Below are 23,832 nucleotides of genomic sequence, written 5' to 3' on the forward strand. Positions count from 1 at the left end.
GGCTCTACGATCGGGGGCCCGTTCATTACCAGACTCAGCGACTTTCGAGGTGCGCACCTTGGCTTTCCAGATGCCGGACCGCGGCGGAGGCCCTTCCGGGCCACGGATGAGAGTCGGCCGCCCCTCCCGGCGGGCCCGAACTCTCCTGATGACCTTGGGCGTGCTGGCCGTCCTGGCCATGCTCTTCATCATGTTCGCGGGCTTCTGGACTGACTGGCTCTGGTTCCGCTCCGTGAAGTACTCCACCGTCTTCACCACCACCCTGTGGACCAAGATCGGTCTCTTCGCCGTCTTCGGTCTGCTGATGGCCGGTGCCGTCGGTTTCAACATCTGGCTGGCCCACCGGCTGCGGCCGCCGCTCAGCGCGATGTCGATGGAACAGCAGAGCCTCGACCGCTACCGGATGAGCATCGCCCCGTACAAGAAGTGGCTGCTCCTGGGCATCGCGGTGCTCGTCGGCCTGATCGCGGGCGCCTCGGCGGCCGGCCAGTGGAAGACCTGGCTCATGTACGTGAACGGGGTGCCCTTCGGTTCGAAGGACCCGCAGTTCCACATGGACGTGTCCTTCTACACCTTCGACCTGCCCTGGTACCGCTTCCTGCTCGGCTTCGGCTTCGCCGCCGTCGTGCTGTCGGTGATCGCCGCGGCCGTCGTGCACTACCTGTACGGCGGACTGCGCGTGACCAGCCCGGGCGCGCGGGCCACCGCCGCCGCCACCGGCCACCTGTCGGTGCTGCTCGGCCTGTTCGTCACGCTCAAGGCGGTCGCCTACTGGCTCGACCGGTACGGGCTCGCCGTGAAGTCCAGCGACTTCAAGGCCGCCGACAACTGGACGGGCCTGCGCTACGTCGACGCGAACGCCTACCTGCCGGCGAAGACGATCCTCGTCGCCATCGCCGCGATCTGCGCCGTGCTGTTCTTCGCGACGCTGTGGCGCCGCACCTGGCAGCTGCCGGTCATCGGCTTCGGCCTGATGGTGCTCTCGGCGATCCTGATCGGCGGGCTCTACCCGGCGATCGTGCAGAAGTTCCAGGTCCAGCCGAACGAGCAGGCCAAGGAATCCCCGTACGTCCAGAAGAACATCAAGGCCACGCGCGACGCCTACGGCATCGCCGCCTCGGAGGTCACGGACTACCCGGGCGTCCCGCAGACGGCGGACCGGGGCAAGCTGCGGCCGCAGGCCGACACCACGGCCAGCATCCGCATCCTCGACCCGAACATCGTCTCGCCGGCCTTCCAGCAGCTCCAGCAGGTCAAGGGCTACTACGCCTTCCCGTCCACGCTCGCCGTGGACCGGTACAGCGGCCAGGACACGGTCATCGGGCTGCGCGAGCTGAACATCGGCGGCATCCCGAAGAACAACTGGATCAACGACCACTTCAAGTACACGCACGGTTACGGCGTGGTCGCGGCCAAGGGCACCACCGTGAAGGAGGGCGCTCCCGACTTCACCCAGTCCGACCTGCCCTCCAAGGGCGTGTTCGGCACGGACTTCGAGCAGCGCATCTACTACGGGGAGCAGACGAAGCAGTACTCGATCGTCGGCGGGCCGCAGAAGGAGCTCGACTACTCGGACGACAAGGGCGAGAAGGAGACGAGCTACAAGGGCGGCTCCGGCGTCAATCTCGACAACCCGGTCAACCGCGCCGCCTACGCGCTCACGTTCAACGAGCCGCAGATCCTCTACTCGGGCGCCATCGGCGACGGCTCGCGGATCCTGTACAACCGCACGCCCAAGCAGCGCGTCGAGGCCGTCGCCCCGTGGCTGACCATCGACGGTGCGCCCTACCCGGCCGTGATCGACGGCCGGATCAAGTGGATCGTCGACGCGTACACGACCACCAACGGCTACCCGTACGCCTCGCGCACCACGCTGGGCCAGAGCACCGCGGACTCGCTGACCAACAGCCAGCGCGCGGTAGTTGCCCAGGAGAACCAGGTCAACTACATCCGCAACTCGGTGAAGGCCACCGTCGACGCATACGACGGCTCGGTCGACCTGTACCAGTGGGACACCGAGGACCCGGTCCTGAAGACCTGGATGAAGGCGTTCCCGGGCACGGTGAAGCCCAAGGCCGACATCGCCAAGCCGCTCATGGAACACCTGCGGTACCCGCAGGACCTCTTCAAGGTCCAGCGCGAACTGCTGACCCGGTACCACGTCACCGACCCGCAGACCTTCCTCAGCGGCAGTGAGGCGTGGGCGGTCCCGGACGACCCGACGACCAAGGCCGGTACGGCCGTTCCGCCGTACTACCTGTCGATGAAGATGCCGGGCCAGAAGGAGAAGGACCAGGTCTTCTCGCTCACCACGACGTTCACGCCGAACGAGCGGCCCAACCTGAGTGCCTTCATGGCGGTCAACGCCGATCCGGGCACCCCGGACTACGGCAAGATCCGGATTCTGAAGATGCCGACGAGCAAGCCGCCGGACGGCCCCGGTCAGGTGCAGAGCAAGTTCCAGTCGGAGCCGAAGATCGCCGAGTCCATCCGCCTGCTGCGCGGTGGCGACTCGGAGATCGAGTACGGCAATCTGCTCGCGGTGCCGCTCGACGGCGGGATGCTCTACGTCGAGCCGGTCTACGTCCGCAGCTCCGGCCTGAAGTACCCGCTGCTGCGCAAGGTGCTCGTGACCTACGGCAACCAGACCGCCTTCGAGGACACCCTTGAGAAGGCGCTGAACGTGGTCTTCGGGGCCGAGGCGCCGACCGTTCCGGTACCCCCGGAGCAGCCGCCGGGCGAGGGTACCGTCACGCCGCCGACTGCCCAGGACCCGACGGTCAAGGCCGCGCTCGCCGACGCGCAGAAGGCCATCGAGGATGCCGAGAAGGCCCGGCAGGCCGGTGACTGGGCGGCCTTCGGCAAGGCCCAGGACGAGATCAAGGCCGCGCTGAAGCGGGCGATCGAGGCCGAGGCGAAGCTGACGACGCCCACCCCGGCCGGCCAGTGATCAAGGGGTAATGGTTCCACCCCGCGTCGTGATACTGTGGTTTCACCGACGCGGGGTGGAGCAGCTCGGTAGCTCGCTGGGCTCATAACCCAGAGGTCGCAGGTTCAAATCCTGTCCCCGCTACTGAAGATGAAGGCCCGGATCCATGGGATCCGGGCCTTCGTCATGTCCGGGACGGACACGGGGTAGCCGGGGAGGGTGACTTGTGGGTGGAGCGTGTTTGACTTGCCTCACTGTGGGCATGTCGACAAAACGCTGTAGTGACCTCACTGGCTGCGACATACCAGGTGTACGCGGGTAGCAGGTGATGCGACGATGGGATTTATGGGGGACAGGTCAACTCTGCTGGAGACAGGGCGGTTTGTGAGGGCGGAGTCCGGGACGGACACAGAGGCCGAGGGGGCGGCTCCGGTCGCCGACGCGCAGACCGCACTGACCGATGCGGATTTCGCGCAGGAAATGTTCGCCGAGACCGACGCGGCGAGCGACGCCGAGCTGGAAGCACGGCACCGGGTGGCCGCCGACAAGGGCGACCCCGGAGCCATGAGCGTGCTCGGCGCGCTGCTGCTGCGCCGCGGCGACCTCGACGGCGCCGAACCGTACCTGCGGGGGGCCACAGGCGAAGGGGACCGCGCCGCCGCGAACAACCTCGGCGTGCTCCTCCACCAGCGGGGCTACCCCGAGGACGCGGCCGGCTGGTGGCGGGTCGCCGCCGTCGCCGGGTCCGCCCCCGCCGCGCACGCCCTCGGCCGCTACTTCCGTGAGCGCGGGGACGAGCCCGCCGCCGAGTACTGGATGCGGCAGGCCGCCGAGTCCGGCCACGCGCTGGGCGCGTACGGGCTGGCCGACCTGCTGGAGCACCGCGGGGACAAGGGCGTCGAGCGGTGGTTCCGCGCCGCCGCCGAACAGGGGCACCGCGAAGCCGCGTACCGGCTGGCGAGGCACCTGCGCAAGGGCGATCCCACCGAGGCCGAGCAGTGGTACCGGCAGGCGGCCGCGCGCGGGCACCGGCGCGCCGCCCTGCACCTGGGCGCCCTGCTGGAGGCGCGCGGCGAGCTCAAGGAGGCCGGGCGCTGGTACCTGACCTCCGCCAAGCAGGGGGAGGCCCGGGCGGCGTGCGCGCTCGGCTTCCTGCTGCGCGACGCCGGCGACGAGGAGAGCGCCGCCGTGTGGTGGCACCGGGCCGCGCAGGACGGCGACGGCAACGCCGCCAACGCGCTGGGCGCGCTGCACGCCGCACGCGGCGAGACCCAGACCGCGGAGCGCTGGTACCGGACCGCCATGGACGCGGGCGACCAGAACGGGGCGTACAACCTTGCTCTGCTGTGCGTCGCACAGGACCGGACCGCGCAGGCCGAGCAGTGGTACCGGCGGGCCGCCTACGCCGGGCACCGCGAGGCGGCCAACGCGCTGGCGATCATGCTGCTCCAGGTCGGGGACGCGGCGGGCGCCGAGCCCTGGTTCTCGAAGGCGGCCGAGGCGGGCAGCGTCGACGCCGCGTTCAACCTCGGGATCCTCTTCGCCAGCCGCGACGAGGACCGGACGGCGCTGAAGTGGTACGAGCGGGCCGCCTCGGCCGGACACACCGATGCCGCGCTGCAGGTCGGCATCGCGCTGGTGCGCGACGGCGAGGACCGGGCGGCCGAGCGGCACCTGCGCTGCGCGGCGGGCGGCGGCAGCGCGGAGGCGGCGTTCCGCCTGGCCGCGCTGCTGGAGTCGCTGGCCCCGCCGCCGGAGCCGGTGGCCCTGGGCGAGCCCGTGGGCGGCGCCCCGCGCACCGAGAGCGAGGAGTGGTACGAGCGGGCCGCCGAGCTGGGGCACCGCCGGGCCCAGGTGCGGGTCGGCATGCTGGCCGCCGCCCGCGGCGACCTGGCCGTCGCCGCGCGCTGGTACCGGGAGGCGGCCGAGGCCGGCTCCCGCAACGGCGCCTTCAACCTCGGGCTGCTGCTGGCCCGCGAGGGGAGCGAGCCGGAGGCCGCCCTGTGGTGGACCCGCGCCGCGGTGGCGGGCCACGGCCGCGCCGCCCTGCGCCTCGGCCTGCTCGCGGCCCGTCACGGGGACCTCGCGGAGGGCCAGAAGTGGTGCGTGCGCGCCATGGAACTGGGCCCGGCCGAGGTCTCGGAACGCGCGGCCCGGCTCCGCGAGGCCCTGGCCGAGGAACTCTCGGCCTGAGCCTCGGCAAGACACCCCCTAGCGGTAGAGCCAGGAGGTGGAGCGGGCGTAGACGTGCCGGAAGGCGAGCGGCATCAGCAGGTCGTTGACCCGGCGCTGCACCGTGCCCGGGGTCTTCGAGTCGCGGTTCGTCGCCGCGGCCCGGGTCATCCGGGCCACCCGGGGGCGGCGCAGCCGCGTGTACTCGGCCAGGGCCGCCTCCACGCCCGGGACCGATGCCACGCACCGCGCCAGGGCGACGGCGTCCTCGATCGCCATCGACGCGCCCTGCCCGGCCCCGACCGGGTGGGCCGCGTCGCCGATCAGGACGGTGCGTCCGTCGTGCCAGACGGGCACGTCCGCCAGCCGGTGCATCGGCATCGGGCGGTCGACGCGGGTGGCCGCCCGGATCAGGGACAGCGGCAGCTCCTCCCTGCCGTACAGCTCCGCCAGCAGGGCCCGGGTGACCTCCGCCGGGTCCGGGGGCTCCGGGGCGGGCACCTGGGCCGACCACCAGACCGTGCCGTCCGCCGCCGGGACGCAGAGGAACGCCCCCCGGCGGCCGAAGACGAAGTGGTAGGTGCCGGGCGTGAGGTGCACCCCTTCGGAGACCCCCGACACGCTGTAGAGCCCCGCGTACCGCACCTGCGGCGCCGCCGGGTCCAGCGCCGGGCGGGTGGCGGACCAGATGCCGTCGGCCGCCACCACCAGGTCCGCGTCCAGGTCCGCCGGGTCCACCCGCCGCCCCGTCTCGATCCGGGCCCCGGCCGAGGCCGCCTCGGCGCGCAGCACCTCCACCAGCCGCCCGCGCAGCAGCGTCGTGCTGTGCAGGGTGTCGCAGGCGCGCCGGCCGCGCGGCACCTCCCCGAGGAGCTTGCCCGAGGCGGACCACATCCGCTGCAGGGCGACCGGGAACCCGGCGGCCTGGACCTCGGCGAGGCAGCCCAGCTCGTCCAGCCCCCGCAGCCCGTTGACGGCGAGGCTGAGGAACGAACCCACCTGTCCGGCCGGGTCCTCGTACGCCTCGTGGACCGTGACTTCCGCGCCCGTCGCGCGGCGCAGAGCGATCGCGCTCGCCGCTCCGGCGACCCCGCCCCCGATGACTGACACACGCATGTCCGTCCCCTTTTCGCTGAATCTACATTCACTGAATTCTGATTCGGTGAAACTCAGTTCAGTATGATGAGGCCGAAAAGACGGCGTCAAGTGGGAACGGGGATCGCGGTGGGAGTGCGCAAGGAGCGGGCGGCCGGCACGGAGGCGGCGCTCAAGGAGGCGGCGCGGGCACTCTTCCTGGAGCGCGGCTACGCGCAGACGAAGATCGCCGACATCACCAAGGCCGCCGGCCGCTCCACCGGGTCCTTCTACGAGCACTTCGCGGGCAAGGACGAACTGCTGGACGCGCTGCTCGCGGACATGGGCGCCCAGGTGGACGTGGAGGTCGGCGCCCACGATCACGTCCGCGAACACGATCTCGCCGACCGGGCGCAGCTGCGGACGCATGTAGCTGTCACCTGGCGCGTCTTCCGGGATCATCTGCCCGTCGTGGTCGCCCTCTTCCAGAAGTCCATGGCCGAACCGCCCGGCTCGGGGCAGGTCTGGGGGCGTCTGCTCGGGGACACCGCGCCGCTGCGCGAGCACCTCGCGTACATGCGTGAACAGGGCCGTGAGCTGCCCGGAGACCCCGAACTGGTCGCCGCGGCGATGGGGGCGATGATCTCGATGCTGGGGTACGCCGCCATGACCGGCGGGGCCGGACTCGACGACGACGAGGTGGTGGAGACGCTGACCTCGCTCCTGCACCGGGGGCTCGCCGGTTAACCGATTTGCATCTGCCGTGGGCCTTCACGTAACGTTGGGTTTACCGACGCGGGGTGGAGCAGCTCGGTAGCTCGCTGGGCTCATAACCCAGAGGTCGCAGGTTCAAATCCTGTCCCCGCTACTGAAGACTCAGGGCCCGGATCCAATGGATCCGGGCCCTGAGTCGTTCCTGATCCGTTTCCGCCCGCAAGAAGGTGAACGCGAAGGGTCCGAACACCCTGAGGGGGTCCGGACCCTTCCGTGTGCGTGCGCTCAGGCGGCCGCGCAGTTCGGGCAGACGCCGCGGTACGTCACCTCGACCGCCGACACGACGAAGCCGAAGCGCTCCGTGTCCGGCAGGTCGGCCAGCGGGTTGCCCGCCGGGTGCACGTCGCGGATCGCGCCGCACTGTGCGCAGACCAGGTGCTGGTGGGGCCGGTGCGCGTTCGGGTCGTACCGCTTGGCGCGGCGGTCCGTGGAGACCTCCAGCACCTCGCCGAGGGTGACGAGTTCGCCCAGGGTGTTGTAGACGGTCGCACGGGAGATCTCGGGCAGCTTGGCCACCGCGAGCGCGTGCACCTCGTCGGCCGTCAGGTGCACGTGGTCACCGTCGAGCACCTCGGCCACGACACGCCGCTGCGCCGTCATGCGCCAGCCGCGTCCGCGAAGTCGATCCAGCAGGTCACTCATAGACATCAGCCTAACAGTGAGGGGATTCGGTGTAACTCCCGAACCGGTGCGGACTTGGATGCTTACTTGACTTAGACAAAGTCCATCGTAGGATCGGTTACGGCAAACGCCAAGGACAGGACATGCAGGGATGACGCAGGAGGCGCGCGTGACGCAGGGACCGCTCACCACGGAGGCCGGAGCGCCGGTCGCGGACAACCAGAACAGCGAGACCGCCGGCGCCGGCGGCCCCGTTCTGGTCCAGGACCAGCTGCTGCTCGAGAAGCTCGCGCACTTCAACCGCGAGCGCATCCCGGAGCGCGTGGTGCACGCCCGCGGCGCCGGTGCGTACGGCACCTTCACGCTGACCCGCGACGTCTCGCAGTGGACCCGGGCCAAGTTCCTGTCCGAGGTCGGCAAGGAGACCGAGACCTTCCTGCGCTTCTCCACCGTCGCCGGCAACCTCGGCAGCGCCGACGCGGTCCGCGACCCCCGCGGCTGGGCGCTGAAGTTCTACACCGAAGAGGGCAACTACGACCTCGTCGGCAACAACACCCCGGTGTTCTTCATCAAGGACGCCATCAAGTTCCCCGACTTCATCCACACCCAGAAGCGCGACCCGTACACGGGCTCGCAGGAGGCGGACAACGTCTGGGACTTCTGGGGTCTGTCGCCCGAGTCGACCCACCAGGTGACCTGGCTGTTCGGTGACCGCGGCATCCCGGCGTCCTACCGGCACATGAACGGCTACGGCTCGCACACGTTCCAGTGGAACAACGAGGCCGGCGAGGTCTTCTGGGTCAAGTACCACTTCAAGACCGACCAGGGCATCAAGAACCTCACCCAGGCCGAGGCCAACCGGCTCGCCGGTGAGGACCCCGACTCGCACCAGCGCGACCTGCGTGAGTCCATCGAGCGCGGCGACTTCCCGACCTGGACCGTGCAGGTCCAGATCATGCCCGCGGCCGAGGCGGCCGAGTACCGCTTCAACCCGTTCGACCTCACCAAGGTGTGGCCGCACGAGGACTACCCGCCGATCGAGATCGGCAAGCTGGAGCTCAACCGCAACCCGGAGAACGTCTTCGCCGAGGTCGAGCAGAGCATCTTCAGCCCGGCGCACTTCGTCCCCGGCATCGGTCCGTCCCCGGACAAGATGCTCCAGGGCCGCCTCTTCGGCTACGGTGACGCCCACCGCTACCGCGTCGGCATCAACGCCGACCACCTGCCGGTGAACCGCCCGCACGCCACCGAGGCGCGCACCAACTCCCGCGACGGCTACCTGTACGACGGCCGTCACAAGGGCGCGAAGAACTACGAGCCGAACAGCTTCGGCGGCCCGCACCAGACGGACCGCCCGCTGTGGCAGCCCATCGGCGTGACCGGTGGCACGGGCAACCACGCCGCCGCCGTCCACAGGGAGGACAACGACTTCGTCCAGGCGGGCAACCTCTACCGCCTGTACTCGGAGGACGAGAAGTCCCGCCTGATCGAGAACCTGTCCGGCTTCATCGCCAAGGTCTCCCGCGACGACATCGTCGAGCGCGCGATCAACAACTTCCGCCAGGCGGACGGTGACTTCGGCAAGCGGCTCGAAGCCGCGGTCCAGGCCCTCCGCGGCTGACACGGAGCGCTTGCCGTAGCAGGACGCCGGGCCGCAGACCTCCTCGGAGGACTGCGGCCCGGCGTCGTTTCATGCGGGGACCGTGCGCCGCGCCGGGACCCAGCAGCGGATGACGTCGCGCACGGACACGATGCCGACGGGTCCGCCGTGCTCCAGCACGATCAGATGCCGGAAGCCGCCGTGGGCCATCGCTTCGGCGGCTTCCTGCACCGTGGCTTCCGGGGTGCAGAACACGACGTTGTTGGTGGTGTGCGCGCCCACGGACTCCCGGTCCGGGTCATGGCCCGCGCCGATCGAGTTGAGGATGTCGCGCTCGGTCAGGATGCCGATTCCGCTGTGGTCGGGGTCGAGGACGACGGCCGCGCCGACGCGCCGGCCGGACATCAGGCAGGCCGCCTGCCGGAGGGTGTGTGCGGGTCCGAGGGTGAGGATCACGGTGCTCATGGCGTCGCGGACGAGCATGAAGAGAGCCACCTCCTGGGGTGAGTCCCCCCGCCTGGGTGGGTGCGCCCGAGAGCCGCCTCAAGAGAAACGGTTCACAAGCGCACAAGCGTGGGGAGTATCAGATTCCCATGGACCCGCAGGGCCGACAAGAAGGCGCGCAACGGAGCGCGGACAGCGCTCGGCGGGCTCAGGCGCGCGGGCGCAGCAGGTCCAGCATCTCCTCGTGGAGCAGTCCGTTCGAGGCCGCGGCGTTCCCGCCGTGCACCCCGTCCACACCGTCCAGGCTGGTGAAGCGGCCGCCCGCCTCCTGGACCACGACCGCGATGGCCGCCATGTCCCAGAGGTTGAGTTCGGGCTCGGCGCACAGGTCCAGCGAGCCCTCCGCGACCATCATGTACGGCCAGAAGTCCCCGTAGCCGCGGGTCCGCCAGCACGCCCGGGTCAGGTCCAGGAACCCCGCCAGCCGGCCCTGCTCCTCCCAGCCGCTCAGCGAGGAGTACGCGAACGAGGCGTCGCCCAGCCCGCCCACCTTGGACACGCCGATCGCGCCGGTCTCGCCGAGCGCACCGCCCGCGTACGCGCCCCCGCCCCTGGTCGCCCACCAGCGGCGGCCCAGCGCCGGCGCGGACACCACGCCGACCACCGGGCGGAACTCGCCGTCGGTGTCCTCGGCCATCAGGGAGATCAGGGTCGCCCAGACGGGGACCCCGCGCACGTAGTTCTTCGTGCCGTCGATCGGGTCCACCACCCAGCGGCGCGGACCGCTGCCCTGGAGCCCGTACTCCTCGCCCAGGATGGCGTCGTCCGGCCGCGCGGACGCGATACCGGCCCGGATGATCTCCTCGGCAGCCTTGTCCGCCTCGCTCACCGGGGTCATGTCCGGCTTCGTCTCGACCTGGAGGTCGAGGGCGCGGAAGCGCTCCATCGTGGCGGCGTCCGCCGCGTCGGCGAGTTCGAGGGCAAGGCGCAGGTCATCGTCATACTCGGGCATGTCCGAACAGTATCGAGACTCCCGGAGCCCGACCAACGCTGTCCACAGTGCGGCATCGATGCGCCCTTGACAGGATCTGGCGGCCCGTCAACTCTGACCGGACAGAGCCGAACGGGGAGGCGCGGATGCCGGCAGCCCGGGAGTCCTTGCTGGAGGCGGCGGGAGCGGCGCTCTCGGCGCGCCCCTGGCCGGACGTGCGGATGGTCGACGTGGCCGCGGCCGCCGGGGTGTCCCGGCAGACCCTCTACAACGAGTTCGGCGGCAAGGCGGGCCTGGGCCGCGCGCTGGTCCGCCGCGAGGCCGACCGCTACCTCGACGGGGTCGACCGGGCCCTGTCCGCCCCGGCCCAGGCCGCCGAGCGGCTCGCCGCCGTCGCGGAGTGGATCGTACGCGCGGCGCGCGCCCAGCCCCTCGTACGGGCCCTGCTCACCGGCGCCTGGGACGCGGGCCTGCCCGCGGCGGGCGGCCGGGCACCCGGGCCCGGCGAGCTGGCCCGGGCCGTCCGGGACCGGGCGGCCGCCGCGCTGACGCCGGGCGAGGGCCCGCAGCGCTGCGAACTCGCCGTACGCCTCGCCCTCTCCTACGTGATCGCCCCGGGGGAGGAGCCGGGGCCGGGCGAACTGCGCAGGCTGCTCAGTGCGCCGACCCGGACAGCTGGAGCCCGATGACGCCCAGGATGACCAGCGAGATCGAGACGAGTTTGAGGGTGGAGACCAGGTCGCCGAGGAAGACCATGCCGTAGATCGCCGTCCCGGCGGCGCCGATGCCCGTCCACACCGCGTACGCCGGCCCCACGTCCAGCTTCTTGAGCGCCAGGGTCAGCAGACCGAAGCTGCCGAGCGCGAAACAGGCGAAGGCGACGGTCGGCCCCAGCCGGGTGAATCCGTGGGAGAGCTTGAGGCAGACCGCGAAACCGGTCTCCAGGAGTCCCGCGACCACGACCAGCAGCCACGCCATGTCGAATGCCTCCCCGCGTCAGGTGACATCGCGTCACTTGGTGCGATTATGCATTTATCCAGACAGGGCCCTCGACAAACGCGGCCGCACCGCCGCCGGACGGTCAGTCGCCCTCGCGCCGCTCGCGCGTCTCCAGCAGCCGGCGCAGCGAATACAGCCGGGCCGGGTCCGCGTGGCCGTCCTCCACCCACTTGTCGAGCGCGCAGTCCGGCTCGTCGTGGCTGCACGCGCGCGGACACTCCTCGGTGCCCGGAACCAGGTCCGGGAAGGCCAGGATCACCCGGGACGGGTCCACGTGGTGCAGGCCGAAGGAGCGCACGCCCGGGGTGTCGATGACCCAGCCGTCGCCGCTCGGCAGCGGCAGCGCGAGCGCCGAGGTGGTCGTGTGCCGGCCGCGGCCGGTCACCGCGTTGACATGGCCGGTGGCGCGCTGGCGGCCTTCGGCGACCAGCGAGTTCACCAGGGTGGTCTTGCCGACGCCCGAGTGCCCGACGAAGGCGGTGATGCGGCCGTCGAGCCGCTCGCGCACCCGGTCGGCCGCGTCACCCGTGGCCAGCTCCTCGCGGTTGGTCACCACGTAGTTCACGCCGAGCGTCGCGTAGATCTCCAGGATCTTGTCCGCGGAGGTCAGGTCGGACTTGGTGAGCACCAGCAGCGGCTCCAGCCCGGCGTCGTACGCCGCCACCAGACAGCGGTCGATCATCCGGGGCCGGGGCTCCGGGTCGGCCAGGGCCGTGACGATGGCCAGCTGGTCGGCGTTGGCGACGACCACCCGCTCGTACGGGTCGTCGTCGTCGGCGGTGCGCCGCAGGACGGACCTGCGCTCCTCGATCCGCACGATGCGGGCCAGGGTGTCCTTCTTGCCGGACAGGTCACCGACGATCCAGACCCGGTCGCCGACCACCGCGGCCTTGCGGCCCAGTTCGCGGGCCTTCATCGCGTGCACGGAACGGCCCTCGACCAGGCAGGTCAGCCGGCCGCGGTCCACGGTGAGGACGAAGCCCTCGGCCGCGTCCTCGTGCTTGGGCCGGATGCTGGTCCGCGGCCGGTTGCCCTTGGGGTTCGGGCGCTGGCGGATGTCGTCCTCGTCGGTGTGCTTGCCGTACCTGCGCATGACGGGCCCTACGCTCCCGCACCCGCTCCGGGCGCCCCGGAGTCACCGGCGCCCCCGGCGAGCATGTCGGTCCACATCTTCGGGAAGTCCGGCAGGGTCTTCGCGGTCGTCGCCACGTTCTCGATCTGTACGCCCTCCACCGCCAGGCCGATCACCGCGCCCGCGGTGGCCATCCGGTGGTCGTCGTACGTGTGGAACACGCCGCCGTGCATCCGGCGCGGCCGGATGCGCAGGCCGTCGGCGGTCTCGGTGACATCGCCGCCGAGCGCGTTGATCTCCTTGGTCAGCGCGGCCAGCCGGTCCGTCTCGTGCAGCCGCAGGTGCGCGACACCGCGCAGCACCGACTCGGAGTCGGCCAGCGCGGCCACGGCCGCGATGCCCGGGGTGAGCTCGCCGACCTCGCTCAGGTCCACGTCGATGCCGTGGATCTTGCCGGTGCCGGTGAAGACCAGGCCCGCGTCGGTCAGCTCGCAGGAGCCGCCCATCTCGGTGAAGATCTGGCGCAGCGCGTCGCCCGGCTGCGTGGTGCGGTGCGGCCAGTCCGGAACGGTGACCGTGCCGCCGGTGATCAGAGCCGCGGCCAGGAAGGGCTGTGCGTTGGAGAGGTCCGGCTCCACGACCATGTCGCGGCCCAGCAGCGCGCCGGGCGTGACCCGCCAGACGTCCTTCTCGCCGCCCGCCTCGGGGGTGTCGACCTGGGCGCCCGCCGCGCGCAGCATCTCCACGGTCATCCGGATGTGCGGCATCGACGGCAGGTTCCCGCCCACGTGCCGCACCTCGACGCCCTGGTTGAAGCGCGGGGCGGAGAGCAGCAGCGCGGAGACGAACTGCGAGGAGTTGCTGGCGTCGATCTCGACCGCGCCGCCCTCCAGGGCCCCGCCGCCCAGGACCGTCATGGGCAGCGCGCCGCGGGCGTCGTCGTCGATGCGGGCGCCGAGGGTGCGCAGGGCGCTGATGACCTGGCCCAGCGGGCGCTCGTAGGAGCGCGGGTCGCCGTCGAAGCGGATGTCGCCGTCGGCGAGGGTGGCGACGGGCGGCAGGAAGCGCATGACCGTGCCCGCGTTGCCGACGTCCACGGTCGTCGGGCCGTGCAGGGCCGCCGGGATGATCCGCCAGGCCTCGCCGCCCGCTGCGCCGTTGGTGGAACTCGCCGAGCTGGACGAGACGGTCTCCTCGATGCCCACGCCCATGGCACGCAGCGCGTCGGACATCAGCTGGGAGTCGCGCGAGCGCAGCGGGCGGCGCACCCAGCCGGGCTCGGCGGCGAGCGCGGCGAGCACGAGGGCCCGGTTGGTGACCGATTTGGACCCCGGCACCGTGACGGTGGCGTGGACGGTCCCATCGGCGAGCGGAGCGGGCCAGAGGGCAGGGAGCGCGGGGGTCTCGGTCATGGCCCCCACTTTAGTGGCTTCCCCCGATGCCAGATCTTGATCCCGGTCCCGTCTCAGGGAGCGGTCACAGGGCGAGCAGCCAGCGGGCGCCGCCGATCAGCGCACACAGCGCGACGACGTGGAAGAAGAGCAGCCACACCACCGGGTGCAGATGCGTGAGCCGGCCGAGCTGGTCGGCGTCGGAATCGGGTGCCCCGCCGCCCCGGCGCTTGGCCCCCAGCTCGAAGACCGGCCGGACCCCGCCGAGCAGCAGGAACCACACCACCAGGTACGCGAAACCGGCCTGCACCCCGGCCGGGGCCAGCCAGGACACCAGAACGAAGGTTCCGCCGGTCAGGACCACCGTCAGGGCCCCGTACGCGTTGCGGATCATCACCAGCATCGCCAGCAGCAGGGCGGTGGCCACCCACAGCAGCAGCGTGATCCGGTGCGCGGACAGCAGCGCCGCCCCGCCCAGGCCGAGCAGCGAGGGCGCCGTGTACCCGCCCGCAGCGGTCAGGATCATCCCCAGCCCCGTCGGCTTGCCCCGGCTGACGGTGACCCCGCTGGTGTCGGAGTGCAGGCGTATCCCGCTCAGCCGGCGCCCGGTGAACAGCGCCAGCAGGCCGTGCCCGCCCTCGTGCGCGATGGTGATGGCGTTGCGCGACAGCCGCCACAGCGGGCGGGGCCCCACCGCGGCCAGTGCGACGAGCCCCGTCACGATCACCAGCCACAGGTCGGGCGTGGTCTGTATGCCCGTGAGCCGGTCCCAGAGACCGGCCGTCGTGCTGCTGTCCATAAGGTGGCGGACTCCTTGCGGTGGTGTTCCGGGGGCACCACCCAGCGGTAGCTGGGGGCGGCATGGCAGTGTGACAGCCATGTGCGGACGGTATGCGGCGAGTCGTAGACCCGAGGACCTCGTGGAGGCCTTCGGCATCGAGAGGTGGGACCCGGAGGAGGCCCTGGCCCCCGATTTCAACGTGGCGCCGACGAAAGAGGTCCACGTGGTCCTCGACCGTCCCCTCAAAGACGCCTCGCACCCGCGTCCGGTTCGCCAGCTGCGCGTCCTGAAATGGGGGCTGGTCCCCTCCTGGGCACAGAATCCCGACGGCGCCGCCCGGATGATCAACGCCCGGTCCGAGACCCTGCACGAGAAGCCCTCCTTCCGCCGGCCCTTCGCGCAGCGCCGCTGCATCGTCCCCGCCGACGGCTACTACGAGTGGGTCACCGCCCATGACGAGCGGCAGCTGGAGGTGGAGGGCAAGAAGAAACGGGCCCGCAAGCAGCCCTACTTCGTGCTCCCCTCCGACGGCTCCGTCTTCGCCATGGCCGGGATATACGAGTTCTGGCGCGACCGGACCCTGCCCGACGAGCACCCGCTCTCCTGGTGGGTCACCTGCTCGGTGATCACCACGGAGGCCGAGACCGGTCCCCTGGGCGTGGCCCCCGCCGAAGGGCCGCGCTCGCTCGCCGACATCCACCCGCGGATGCCGCTGATGCTGACCCCGGACCGCTGGGACGCCTGGCTGGACCCGGCGAACACCGACACCGAGGGCTCGCTCCGGGAGCTGCTGGCCCCGCCGCCCGGCGGACTGATGCGGGCCTACCCGGTGTCGACGGCGGTGAGCAGTGTGCGCAACAACGGCCCGGAGCTGCTGACCGAGCTGGCCGCGCCGGAGGAGGGCACCCTCTTCTGACCCGGGCAGGATGGGACGCATGACCACGCGTACCGAGAGTGTCGACACCCCGGCGGGCGAGGCCCGCATCACCTGGCACCGGGCGCCGGAGCCCCGGCTCGTGCTCGCCGTGAGCCACGGCGCCGGCGGCGGCATCGAAGCCCGGGACCTCCAGGCGCTGGCCGCCGCCCTGCCCGCCCGCGGGATCACGGTGGCCCTGGTCGAACAGCCCTGGCGGGTCGCCGGGAAGAAGGTCGCCGCCGCGCCCAAGGTGCTGGACGAGGGGTGGCGCGGGCTGTGGCCGGCGCTCGTCGGGCCCGGGCTGCCGGTGGTCGCGGGCGGGCGCAGCGCCGGGGCCCGGGTCGCCTGCCGGACCGCCGCCGCACTGGGGGCCGCCGGGGTCCTGGCACTGGCCTTCCCGCTGCACCCGCCGGGCCGGCCGGAGAAGTCCCGCGCCGGTGAGCTCACCGGGGCCGGCCGGCCCGCCCTCGTGGTCCAGGGCGGCCGGGACCCCTTCGGGCGGCCCGAGGAGTTCCCGCCGCCGGGCGGGCAGGACCCGTACGAGCTCGTGGAGGTGGCGTACGCCGATCACGGCTTCGCGGTGCCGAAGAAGGCGGACACCACCCAGGAGGAAGCGCTCTCGACGATCACCGAAGCGGTGGCGGAGTGGCTCGCGCGGCTCCCCGTGTGAGGCCCGCCGGCCGCGTCCCGGCGACAGCCGAAAACTCCCGGGAGCCCGGGAATGCGCCGCCCGCCCCTTCTGTTGTCCCGGATGTCGGAACGTAGGGGAACTCGTCGGAGGAGAGGGAGCGCATGACCCAGGTCATCAGCCAGAACCGTCGGCAGGCCGCTGACCTGGACTGGACCGTGCTGCCTGCGCCCAAGCGCAGCTCGCTTCGGGCGGCGGAGGGCCGGGAAGGTCGACTATTCTCCGATTCGAGCGGATCCGCTTTCGGAGCCGCCACGCTGTCGGAGGAGGTGGGTCCTGTCGCTGGGACCGACGAAGGCCACGCGGAGGAGACGACCCTGGAGCGCAACGCGCGCTTCGAACGGGACGCCCTCGGCTACCTCGACCAGATGTACTCGGCCGCGCTGCGCATGACGCGCAATCCGGCCGACGCCGAGGACCTGGTCCAGGAGACGTACGCGAAGGCGTACGCGTCCTTCCACCAGTTCCGCGAGGGCACCAACCTGAAGGCGTGGCTCTACCGCATTCTGACCAACACGTTCATCAACTCCTACCGCAAGAAGCAGCGTGAGCCGCAGCGCAGCGCGGCGGAGGAGATCGAGGACTGGCAGCTGGCGCGCGCCGAGTCGCACATGTCGACCGGACTGCGTTCGGCCGAGTCGCAGGCGCTCGACCACTTGCCGGATTCGGACGTGAAGGAAGCCCTGCAGGCCATTCCGGAGGAGTTCCGCATCGCGGTCTACCTTGCCGACGTAGAGGGCTTTGCGTACAAGGAGATCGCGGACATCATGGGTACACCCATCGGTACGGTCATGTCCCGACTGCACCGTGGCCGCCGTCAACTCCGCGGAATGCTGGAGGACTATGCCCGTGAGCGCGGGCTGGTTCCCGCGGGCGCGGGAGAGCCGAACGACCGGAAAGGCTCGGACTCATGAGTTGCGGAGAGCCGCACGAGACAGAGTGCTCTGAGGTCCTGGACCACCTGTACGAGTTCCTTGACCAGGAGATGCCGGACAGTGACTGCACGAAGTTCGAGACGCATTTCGGCGAGTGCAATCCCTGCCTGGAGAAGTACGGCCTCGAACAGGCCGTGAAGAAGCTGGTGAAGCGCTGCTGCGGGTCGGACGACGTGCCGACCGACCTGCGGTCGAAGGTGATGGGCCGGATCGAACTGATCAGGTCCGGTCAGGCGGTGCCCGACCACGATGTCACCGCCGACGTCACCGCCGACAATTCCGCGCCCGGCTGACCCGCGCCGTTCACGGGCCGGACGATGGAACAGCCGCCCCCGGAAGAGCACTTCCTTCACCCGAATGTGCTAATCCGGGGGCGTCCGCATGGCCCAATGCGGAAATGTGGCCCACCTCGCTCCGGGCCCCACCTATTCTCCCCATTCGGTGCTGGCTCGATTCAGCACAGGTGTGCACGGCACAGGGGAGGAGAGCACCATGCGGGCACTTCCGCCGGGGGCGCGCGGATACATCCTGTGCGCCGTCCTCGCGGCCGTCGCGTGCGTCACCCCCGCCCTCACGGATTCCGCTACGCCCTGGACGGCCGTGGCCCTGCTCGCCGCGCTCTACCTCGGCTGCGAACTCGTCAAGGTCTGCCCGCCGCCGGGGCGCCGCGTGCCCGAGGGCATCGGCCCCTTCTTCCCCGTGGTGCTCGCCGCCGTCTTCCTGCTGCCGCCCGCCGCCGCCGCGCTCGTGGCGCTGCCCGGGGGACTCGCGGGCACCGTCGTCGAGCGGCCCGCCCGGGTGCGCCGCGTGTGGCACGGCGCGCAGCAGGCGACGGCCGCCTGGGTCGCGGGGCAGGCCTACGGGCTGCTGCGCGGCCCGGCCACCCTCGGCGGCGGCCCCTCCGCCGGTTCAGGGCCTCCCGCGGGGCCGGCCGACTTCCCCTACGCCCTGCTTCCCGCGACGGCCGCGGCCGTCGCCTTCTGCCTGGTGCTCACCGCCCTCGACGGCGGCATCCTGGCCACCGCCGAACGCCGCCCGGCCGCCACCGCCTGGCGCGGGCTCGCGGCCTCCTCCCTCACCCCGCACTGCGTCCACGGCCTCGCCGGCCTGATGATGGCCGTCATGTGGCGCAGCCCGTACGGGCCCCCGGCCGCGCTGCTCGTCCTGCTGCCGATGTACATCTCCTGCTGGGTCTTCGCCCAGTACCACCGCGAGCGCACCGCCCACCAGGCGACCATCCGCGCCCTCGTCCAGGCCGTCGACATCAAGGACCGCTACACGCGCGGCCACAGCGAGCGGGTCGGCCAGGCCTCCGCGATGATCGCCCGGGAGCTGGGGATGGCCGACGACCGGCTGGAGACGGTCCGCATCGCCGGGATCCTGCACGACGTGGGCAAACTCGGCGTCCCCACCCGGCTGCTGCGCAAGGACGGGCCGCTCACCCCGCAGGAGCGCCGGATCATCGAACTGCACCCCGAGTACGGGCACGAGATGGTGCGCGGCATCGGCTCCCTCGGCGAGGCCCGGTCCGCGATCCTGCACCACCACGAGCGGGTCGACGGCTCCGGCTATCCGTACGGGCTGACCGGCGAGCAGATCCCGGTACTGGCCCGGGTGGTGGCGGTGGCCGACGCCTTCGACGCGATGACCTCGACCCGCTCGTACAGCCGGGCCCGGCCGGTACCGGTCGCCCTCGCGGAGCTGGAGCGGTGTGCGGGCACGCAGTTCGACCCGTCGATGGTGCGGGCGCTGGCCGACGCGATCGGCCGGACCGGCTGGCACCCGGTCGTGACCTCCGACGAGGACCTCCAGGTGATCCCGGCGCGTGCGCCCGCGCCGGGGCCGGGGCCGGGGCCGGAGCCTGACCCCGCGGCCCTGGCCGGGCTGCCGGACCAGGGCTCCCGCCCCCTCGCACCGGCCCCGCCGCCACCGGGCAGGGTCCCCGCGGTTCCCGGCCCGGCCGGCGGGTCCGGCCCGGACGGCGCCGGGGCGGGCGGATGAGGGCCCCGGCCGCGTGGACCGTGCGGGGGGCCGCCGGAGTGCTCACCGGCGCCGCGCTCGGCCACACCCTGTGGAACGGCGTCGCCGAGCCCGGCGCAGCCCTGGCCTTCGCCACCCTGATCACCGTCGGGGAGCTCGCCCGCCGGGACCGCCAGGACCCCCTCGGACACCGCCCCGCACCGCTCGGCTCCGCCGGAGCCCTCGCCTACGGCCTGCTCGGCCAGAACGCCGGGCAGCCCACCCACCACGGGGTGCTCCAGACCGTCGCGGTCGTCGTCGCGGCCGTCCTCGCCGGGATCGTCCCGCACATCGCCCGCGGCCGCGGCCCCGCCCTCGACCGCCTGTCCCGCCGGGTCCTCACCGTCGCCTTCGCCGCCGCCTGTTTCCAGCCGCTCTACAACTCGGGCCGATTGGAGCAGTGGGGGGGCCAGGGCCCGTACCTCGCGGGCTACCTGATCTTCCTCCTCGGCCTCACCGCCCTGTGCGACGCCGTGCTCGCCGCCGCGCTCGCCGGGGCCCGGACCGGCCGGCCGTACGGTCCGCTGCTGCACGACGAACTGCGCGCCCAGCTCGGCATCGGCTCGGCGATCTGCGCCACCGGGGTCGTGATGGCGCTCGGCGCGGCCGTCGCGGGCCTGTGGGCCCTGCCCGTCTTCAGCGTGCCCCTGCTGCTGACCCAGCTCTCCTTCCACCGGATCACCGCGATCCGCACCACCTACCGCCAGACCATCACCTCCCTGGCCCGCGCCACCGAGATCGCCGGCTGCACCCGGCCGGGCCACTCCCGCCGGGTGGCCGCCCTGAGCTGCGCCGTCGGCCGGGAGCTGGGCCTGTCGGAGCGGGAGCTCACGGTGCTGGAGTACGCCGCCCTGATGCACGACATCGGCCAGCTCTCCCTCGTCGACCCGGTCCCGGACGGGGCCACGGCCGGACTCCCCGAGGGCGAGGCCCGCCGGATCGCCGAGCTGGGCGGGGAGGTGGCCCGGCAGACCGGGGTGCCCGCCGAGGTCGCCGTGGTGGTGGAGCGGCAGGCGGATCCGTACCGGGAGCAGCCCACGGCGGCCCGGATCGTGCGTACGGTGAATGCGTACGACGATCTGGTCGGCGGGAGCCGTCACCCGGGTGGCTCACTGGCCGCCCTGGAGCGGCTCCGCCTGGGCACCGGGCATGATTACCAGCCGGAGGTCGTGGAGTGCCTGGCAAGGGTTCTGGCCAGGGGCGGACGTCACAGAGTGGTGCCCGTCCCACCTGGGTAACCCATGGGTAATGAGCGGCCGTCCGAGTGGGCATGGTTGGATGCCAGTAAGAGGGACCGTAGGAGTGTCCGCAAGGCTGCACCGTTGTCCCCCAGCGACCGCTGGGAGGTGCCCCCAGGCAGGCGGGAATCGTGAGGATCTTCGGGAAGGTACGGCATCGGCCCTCCGCCTCGTGGCGGCAGGCCACCGACCGCGCGTTCACGCTGATCGGCGACGGGCGGTACGAGGACGCGGGCGCGCTCCTGACGAGAGCGGCGGACCTGGAGCCCTGGCTGTCCGAGTCCTGGTTCAATCTGGCGCTGCTGCACAAGTTCCGGCACGACTGGGAGCAGGCGCGGGCCGCCGGGCTGCGCGCCGTGGCCCTGCTGGACCGTGAGACGGGCGCCCCGGACTGGTGGAACGTGGGGATCGCCGCCACGGCGCTGCAGGACTGGCCGCTGGCCCGGCGGGCCTGGCAGGCGTACGGGCTGAAGGTGCCCGGGGACGCGGCCGGGGCGGGCGAGCCGGTCGGCATGGAACTCGGCAGCGCCGCCGTGCGGCTCTCGCCCGAGGGCGAGGCCGAGGTGGTCTGGGGACGCCGGCTGGACCCGGCCCGGCTGGAGGTCCTCTCGATCCCGCTGCCCTCCTCGGGGCGGCGCTGGGGTGAGGTCGTCCTCCACGACGGCGTCCCGCACGGCGAGCGGGTGACCGCGGCCGGACCCTCGTACCCCGTGTTCGACGAGATCGAGCTGTGGGCGCCGTCCCCGGTGCCGACCTGGGTGGTGCTGCTGGAGGCGGCCACCGAGGCGGACCGCGACGCGCTGGAGCAGCTGGCCTCGGACGCCGGATTCGCCGCCGAGGACTGGTCCTCGTCGGTGCGGCTGCTGTGCCGGACCTGCTCGGAGAGCGAGATGCCGAGCGACGAGGGAGACGGCGAGCAGCACCTCGATCCGCACGACCACAGCGAGCCGGGCCACCCCGGACCGCTCGGGCACCGTACGGCCGGCTCGGGCTCCCTGTGGGTCCCCGAGCGTGAATGCGGGATCGCGGCACCGGCCGGTCTGGTGCGCGGACTGCTCGACGGCTGGGTCGCGGACAGCCCGGGTACCAGGGAGTGGCGGGATCTCGAAGAAGTCTGCTGACCCGGGGCCGTAGGCTGTACGGGCACATCGGTGGCCACCACGACCATCGGTGACCGGGACTTACGGAAGGCGTACGGCGGACATGGCGCAGCAGGAGAACGAGGTTGTCGAGAGCGTGAACGACGGGTACGTCGTGGACACCGAGGACTGTGAGGCGCGCGAGCTCGCCCACCGTCAGCGCGGCACGGCCCGTCCGATCACCGTGGTCGGCAACCCGGTCCTGCACCGGGAGTGCAAGGACGTCACCGAGTTCGGCGACGAGCTGGCGCAGCTGATCGACGACATGTTCGCCAGCCAGAAGGCCGCCGAGGGCGTGGGCCTGGCCGCGAACCAGATCGGCGTGGACGCCAAGGTCTTCGTCTACGACTGCCCGGACGACGACGGCAAGCGGCACACCGGCGTCGTCGTCAACCCGAAGCTGATCGAGCTGCCGGCCGGCGCGCGGGTGCTGGACGACTCGAACGAGGGCTGCCTGTCGGTCCCGACGGCGTACGCCTCGCTGGCCCGCCCGGACTACGCCGAGGTCGAGGGCCAGGACGCGCAGGGCAACCCGATCAAGGTGCGCGGCACCGGCTACTTCGCCCGCTGCCTGCAGCACGAGACCGACCACCTGTACGGCTACCTCTACATCGACCGCCTCTCGAAGCGGGACCGCAGGGACGCCCTGCGCCAGATGGAAGAGGGCACCCCGCGCTACGAGACCGTCCCCAACGCCTGATCGTGAAGTGATGGTCTAGGCGGCCTGCGGGCCCCGGAAGGCGCGCCGGAAGGAGTTCGGCGTGGTGCCCAGGGTCCGCAGGAAGTGGTGGCGCAGGGCGGCCGCGTTGCCGAAGCCGCAGCGGCCGGCGATCGCGTCCACCGTCTCGCCGGTCGACTCCAGCAGCTCCTGCGCCAGCAGGACCCGCTGGCGCAGCACCCACTTGTACGGGGTGGTGCCGGTCTCCTGGAGGAAGCGGCGGGCGAAGGTCCGCGGGGACATGTGCGCGCGCTCCGCGAGCTGCTCGACGGTGATCTCCTCGCCCAGGTGGCGGGCCATCCACTCGATCACCTCGCCCACCGTGTCACAGGCGGTGCGCGGCAACGGCCGCTGGATGAACTGGGCCTGCCCGCCGTCCCGGTGCGGCGGGACGACCATCCTGCGCGCGATGATGTTGGCCACCTCGGCCCCGTGCTCCTGGCGCACCACGTGCAGGCACGCGTCGATGCCCGAGGCCGTGCCGGCGGCGGTGATCACCGAGCCCTCGTCGACGTAGAGCACGTCCGGGTCGACGACGGCCCGCGGGAAGCGGCGGGTCAGGGCCGCGGCGTGCATCCAGTGCGTGGTGCACCGGCGGCCGTCCAGCAGCCCGGCCGCGCCGAGGATGTAGGCCCCGCTGCACACGCTGAGGACCCGCGCACCGCGGTCCACGGCCCGGCGCAGGGCCGCGAGCAGGGGCTCGGGGTAGATGCGTACGCCGGCGTCACTGGCGGCCGGCAGACAGACGAGGTCGGCCTCCTCCAGCCGCTCCAGCCCGTGCGCGGGAGTGATTCCGAAGGCGCCCCCGCCCACGTTCAGCTGCCCGTCCTCCGCCGCGCAGACGGCGAAGTCGTACACCGGCACGCCCATGTCACTGCGATCGATTCCGAACACCTCGCAGAAGATCCCCAGCTCGAAGGGGGCGACTCCGTCGACGAGGGCCACGGCCACATTGGTCAGCATGACTCCAGTGTGGCAGTAATTCGGTCTTCTGTGACAGTACTGCCACTGTCGATCATGGGCGATCAGGCGGACAGTAGAGCTATGACCACCTTCGTGAACTACCTCGCCGTCCTCGCCATCGCCGCCCTCGTGCTCGCGCCCAGCCTGTACGGGATCCTGCGCGACCGGCGCGTCGACCAGCAGATCCGGGCCGTCGCGACCCGGCTGGTGTGGCTCCCCCGCCAGCGCGCGGGCGGCCTCCCGCCCACCCCGCGGCGGCGCGCCTTCCGGCCCGCCGCCCGGCGGTACTGGGGCCCGATCGCCCACTGAACAACCGGGGAACGCGAGAAGCCGGGACACGGAAATCTCCGCATCCCGGCTCCCCGGTC

At 72.0% G+C, this 23,832-nt stretch carries 23 protein-coding genes and 2 tRNA genes; 16 read left to right on the forward strand and 9 right to left on the reverse strand.

The annotated features are described in order from the left end of the window. Positions 1–70: 70 nt before the first annotated feature. The 3 genes from ACZ573_RS03260 to ACZ573_RS03270 all read left to right on the forward strand — a co-directional run bounded on the left by ACZ573_RS03260 (position 71) and on the right by ACZ573_RS03270 (position 5,122). The gene (locus tag ACZ573_RS03260) at positions 71–2,950 is read left to right on the forward strand and encodes a UPF0182 family membrane protein (protein WP_471299049.1); all 2,880 of its coding nucleotides are present in this window, start codon (positions 71–73) and stop codon (positions 2,948–2,950) included. Between the two features lie 49 nt (positions 2,951–2,999). Further along, positions 3,000–3,073, forward strand: a tRNA-Met gene (locus ACZ573_RS03265). A gap of 192 nt (positions 3,074–3,265) precedes the next feature. Beyond that, on the forward strand, positions 3,266–5,122 hold the full coding sequence (locus ACZ573_RS03270) for a tetratricopeptide repeat protein (RefSeq protein ID WP_471298294.1): 1,857 nt from the start codon (positions 3,266–3,268) through the stop codon (positions 5,120–5,122). Positions 5,123–5,140: 18 nt separating this feature from the next. On the opposite strand, the gene ACZ573_RS03275 is transcribed toward ACZ573_RS03270, so the two are convergent. Then, positions 5,141–6,217, reverse strand: a complete 1,077-nt coding sequence (locus ACZ573_RS03275; RefSeq protein WP_471298296.1) for an FAD-dependent oxidoreductase — start codon at positions 6,215–6,217, stop codon at positions 5,141–5,143. 90 nt (positions 6,218–6,307) lie between these two features. On the opposite strand from ACZ573_RS03275, the gene ACZ573_RS03280 reads away from it, so the two are divergent. Next, entirely contained in the window at positions 6,308–6,922 is a 615-nt protein-coding gene (locus tag ACZ573_RS03280; protein ID WP_471298299.1) for a TetR/AcrR family transcriptional regulator, read from the forward strand. Between the two features lie 47 nt (positions 6,923–6,969). After that, positions 6,970–7,043: transfer RNA gene (locus ACZ573_RS03285), tRNA-Met, on the forward strand. 131 nt (positions 7,044–7,174) lie between these two features. On the opposite strand, the gene ACZ573_RS03290 is transcribed toward ACZ573_RS03285, so the two are convergent. Beyond that, positions 7,175–7,591: a Fur family transcriptional regulator gene (locus ACZ573_RS03290; protein WP_266380203.1), complete on the reverse strand. Its 417-nt coding sequence runs from the start codon at positions 7,589–7,591 to the stop codon at positions 7,175–7,177. 130 nt (positions 7,592–7,721) lie between these two features. Between ACZ573_RS03290 and ACZ573_RS03295 the strand changes: the two genes are divergently transcribed. After that, entirely contained in the window at positions 7,722–9,191 is a 1,470-nt protein-coding gene (locus tag ACZ573_RS03295; protein WP_471298302.1) for a catalase, read from the forward strand. Between the two features lie 69 nt (positions 9,192–9,260). Here ACZ573_RS03295 and ACZ573_RS03300 read toward each other — a convergent pair whose 3' ends face one another. Together ACZ573_RS03300 and hisN are read right to left on the reverse strand one after the other, a co-directional pair. Further along, the gene (locus ACZ573_RS03300; protein WP_030385946.1) at positions 9,261–9,653 is read right to left on the reverse strand and encodes a CBS domain-containing protein; all 393 of its coding nucleotides are present in this window, start codon (positions 9,651–9,653) and stop codon (positions 9,261–9,263) included. 169 nt (positions 9,654–9,822) lie between these two features. After that, positions 9,823–10,626 carry a histidinol-phosphatase gene (gene hisN, locus ACZ573_RS03305; RefSeq protein WP_471298304.1) on the reverse strand — a complete coding sequence of 268 codons (804 nt, stop codon included), beginning with the start codon at positions 10,624–10,626 and terminating at the stop codon, positions 9,823–9,825. A gap of 125 nt (positions 10,627–10,751) precedes the next feature. On the opposite strand from hisN, the gene ACZ573_RS03310 reads away from it, so the two are divergent. Then, entirely contained in the window at positions 10,752–11,294 is a 543-nt protein-coding gene (locus ACZ573_RS03310; RefSeq protein ID WP_351153882.1) for a TetR/AcrR family transcriptional regulator, read from the forward strand. On the opposite strand, the gene ACZ573_RS03315 is transcribed toward ACZ573_RS03310, so the two are convergent. The 4 genes from ACZ573_RS03315 to ACZ573_RS03330 form a co-directional block, all read right to left on the reverse strand. After that, positions 11,260–11,583, reverse strand: coding sequence for a DMT family transporter (locus tag ACZ573_RS03315; protein WP_301366561.1), 324 nt, complete (start codon positions 11,581–11,583; stop codon positions 11,260–11,262). The genes ACZ573_RS03310 and ACZ573_RS03315 overlap by 35 nt on opposite strands. A 103-nt stretch (positions 11,584–11,686) precedes the next feature. Then, positions 11,687–12,697, reverse strand: coding sequence for a ribosome small subunit-dependent GTPase A (gene rsgA, locus ACZ573_RS03320; protein ID WP_189732642.1), 1,011 nt, complete (start codon positions 12,695–12,697; stop codon positions 11,687–11,689). An 8-nt stretch (positions 12,698–12,705) separates the two neighbouring features. Beyond that, entirely contained in the window at positions 12,706–14,088 is a 1,383-nt protein-coding gene (aroA, locus tag ACZ573_RS03325) for a 3-phosphoshikimate 1-carboxyvinyltransferase (protein ID WP_471298309.1), read from the reverse strand. A gap of 64 nt (positions 14,089–14,152) precedes the next feature. Then, entirely contained in the window at positions 14,153–14,866 is a 714-nt protein-coding gene (locus tag ACZ573_RS03330) for a M50 family metallopeptidase (RefSeq protein ID WP_471298312.1), read from the reverse strand. A 79-nt stretch (positions 14,867–14,945) separates the two neighbouring features. On the opposite strand from ACZ573_RS03330, the gene ACZ573_RS03335 reads away from it, so the two are divergent. The 8 genes from ACZ573_RS03335 (at position 14,946) to def (ending at position 22,483) form a co-directional block, all read left to right on the forward strand. Continuing rightward, complete coding sequence (locus tag ACZ573_RS03335; RefSeq protein ID WP_471298315.1) at positions 14,946–15,764, forward strand: SOS response-associated peptidase; 819 nt, start codon at positions 14,946–14,948, stop codon at positions 15,762–15,764. Between the two features lie 19 nt (positions 15,765–15,783). Next, complete coding sequence (locus ACZ573_RS03340) at positions 15,784–16,434, forward strand: alpha/beta hydrolase family protein (protein WP_471298318.1); 651 nt, start codon at positions 15,784–15,786, stop codon at positions 16,432–16,434. 287 nt (positions 16,435–16,721) lie between these two features. Next, positions 16,722–17,366 carry a sigma-70 family RNA polymerase sigma factor gene (locus ACZ573_RS03345; RefSeq protein ID WP_327388486.1) on the forward strand — a complete coding sequence of 215 codons (645 nt, stop codon included), beginning with the start codon at positions 16,722–16,724 and terminating at the stop codon, positions 17,364–17,366. Next, positions 17,363–17,680 (forward strand): mycothiol system anti-sigma-R factor, encoded by a 318-nt coding sequence (rsrA, locus tag ACZ573_RS03350; RefSeq protein WP_471298321.1) that lies wholly within the window; start codon positions 17,363–17,365, stop codon positions 17,678–17,680. The genes ACZ573_RS03345 and rsrA overlap by 4 nt, the downstream gene beginning before the upstream one ends. 199 nt (positions 17,681–17,879) lie before the next feature. Continuing rightward, positions 17,880–19,388 carry an HD-GYP domain-containing protein gene (locus ACZ573_RS03355; RefSeq protein WP_471298324.1) on the forward strand — a complete coding sequence of 503 codons (1,509 nt, stop codon included), beginning with the start codon at positions 17,880–17,882 and terminating at the stop codon, positions 19,386–19,388. Further along, a complete protein-coding gene (locus ACZ573_RS03360; RefSeq protein WP_471298327.1) occupies positions 19,385–20,644 on the forward strand; it encodes an HD-GYP domain-containing protein in 1,260 nt (419 codons plus the stop codon). The genes ACZ573_RS03355 and ACZ573_RS03360 overlap by 4 nt, the downstream gene beginning before the upstream one ends. A gap of 131 nt (positions 20,645–20,775) precedes the next feature. Then, positions 20,776–21,765: a tetratricopeptide repeat protein gene (locus ACZ573_RS03365; RefSeq protein ID WP_030011692.1), complete on the forward strand. Its 990-nt coding sequence runs from the start codon at positions 20,776–20,778 to the stop codon at positions 21,763–21,765. 82 nt (positions 21,766–21,847) lie between these two features. Next, positions 21,848–22,483, forward strand: a complete 636-nt coding sequence (def, locus tag ACZ573_RS03370; RefSeq protein ID WP_471298330.1) for a peptide deformylase — start codon at positions 21,848–21,850, stop codon at positions 22,481–22,483. 15 nt (positions 22,484–22,498) lie between these two features. On the opposite strand, the gene ACZ573_RS03375 is transcribed toward def, so the two are convergent. Further along, the gene (locus ACZ573_RS03375) at positions 22,499–23,464 is read right to left on the reverse strand and encodes a helix-turn-helix domain-containing protein (RefSeq protein ID WP_471298333.1); all 966 of its coding nucleotides are present in this window, start codon (positions 23,462–23,464) and stop codon (positions 22,499–22,501) included. A gap of 81 nt (positions 23,465–23,545) precedes the next feature. Between ACZ573_RS03375 and ACZ573_RS03380 the strand changes: the two genes are divergently transcribed. Further along, complete coding sequence (locus tag ACZ573_RS03380; RefSeq protein WP_471298334.1) at positions 23,546–23,773, forward strand: hypothetical protein; 228 nt, start codon at positions 23,546–23,548, stop codon at positions 23,771–23,773. The last annotated feature ends 59 nt before the right edge of the window (positions 23,774–23,832 follow it).

It is taken from the genome of Streptomyces sp. NPDC040545 (genome assembly GCF_055595065.1).

Coding starts and splice junctions, on each gene's coding strand:
- ACZ573_RS03375 (WP_471298333.1), bottom strand. CDS start 23,464: ATGCTGACCAATGTGGCCGTGGCCCTCGTCGACGGAGTCGCCCCCTTC.
- rsgA (WP_189732642.1), bottom strand. CDS start 12,697: ATGCGCAGGTACGGCAAGCACACCGACGAGGACGACATCCGCCAGCGC.
- ACZ573_RS03360 (WP_471298327.1), top strand. CDS start 19,385: ATGAGGGCCCCGGCCGCGTGGACCGTGCGGGGGGCCGCCGGAGTGCTC.
- hisN (WP_471298304.1), bottom strand. CDS start 10,626: ATGCCCGAGTATGACGATGACCTGCGCCTTGCCCTCGAACTCGCCGAC.
- ACZ573_RS03270 (WP_471298294.1), top strand. CDS start 3,266: ATGGGATTTATGGGGGACAGGTCAACTCTGCTGGAGACAGGGCGGTTT.
- ACZ573_RS03340 (WP_471298318.1), top strand. CDS start 15,784: ATGACCACGCGTACCGAGAGTGTCGACACCCCGGCGGGCGAGGCCCGC.
- def (WP_471298330.1), top strand. CDS start 21,848: ATGGCGCAGCAGGAGAACGAGGTTGTCGAGAGCGTGAACGACGGGTAC.
- ACZ573_RS03275 (WP_471298296.1), bottom strand. CDS start 6,217: ATGCGTGTGTCAGTCATCGGGGGCGGGGTCGCCGGAGCGGCGAGCGCG.
- ACZ573_RS03330 (WP_471298312.1), bottom strand. CDS start 14,866: ATGGACAGCAGCACGACGGCCGGTCTCTGGGACCGGCTCACGGGCATA.
- ACZ573_RS03260 (WP_471299049.1), top strand. CDS start 71: ATGCCGGACCGCGGCGGAGGCCCTTCCGGGCCACGGATGAGAGTCGGC.
- ACZ573_RS03310 (WP_351153882.1), top strand. CDS start 10,752: ATGCCGGCAGCCCGGGAGTCCTTGCTGGAGGCGGCGGGAGCGGCGCTC.
- ACZ573_RS03290 (WP_266380203.1), bottom strand. CDS start 7,591: ATGAGTGACCTGCTGGATCGACTTCGCGGACGCGGCTGGCGCATGACG.
- ACZ573_RS03335 (WP_471298315.1), top strand. CDS start 14,946: ATGTGCGGACGGTATGCGGCGAGTCGTAGACCCGAGGACCTCGTGGAG.
- ACZ573_RS03315 (WP_301366561.1), bottom strand. CDS start 11,583: ATGGCGTGGCTGCTGGTCGTGGTCGCGGGACTCCTGGAGACCGGTTTC.
- aroA (WP_471298309.1), bottom strand. CDS start 14,088: ATGACCGAGACCCCCGCGCTCCCTGCCCTCTGGCCCGCTCCGCTCGCC.
- ACZ573_RS03295 (WP_471298302.1), top strand. CDS start 7,722: ATGACGCAGGAGGCGCGCGTGACGCAGGGACCGCTCACCACGGAGGCC.
- ACZ573_RS03300 (WP_030385946.1), bottom strand. CDS start 9,653: ATGCTCGTCCGCGACGCCATGAGCACCGTGATCCTCACCCTCGGACCC.
- ACZ573_RS03380 (WP_471298334.1), top strand. CDS start 23,546: ATGACCACCTTCGTGAACTACCTCGCCGTCCTCGCCATCGCCGCCCTC.
- ACZ573_RS03355 (WP_471298324.1), top strand. CDS start 17,880: ATGCGGGCACTTCCGCCGGGGGCGCGCGGATACATCCTGTGCGCCGTC.
- rsrA (WP_471298321.1), top strand. CDS start 17,363: ATGAGTTGCGGAGAGCCGCACGAGACAGAGTGCTCTGAGGTCCTGGAC.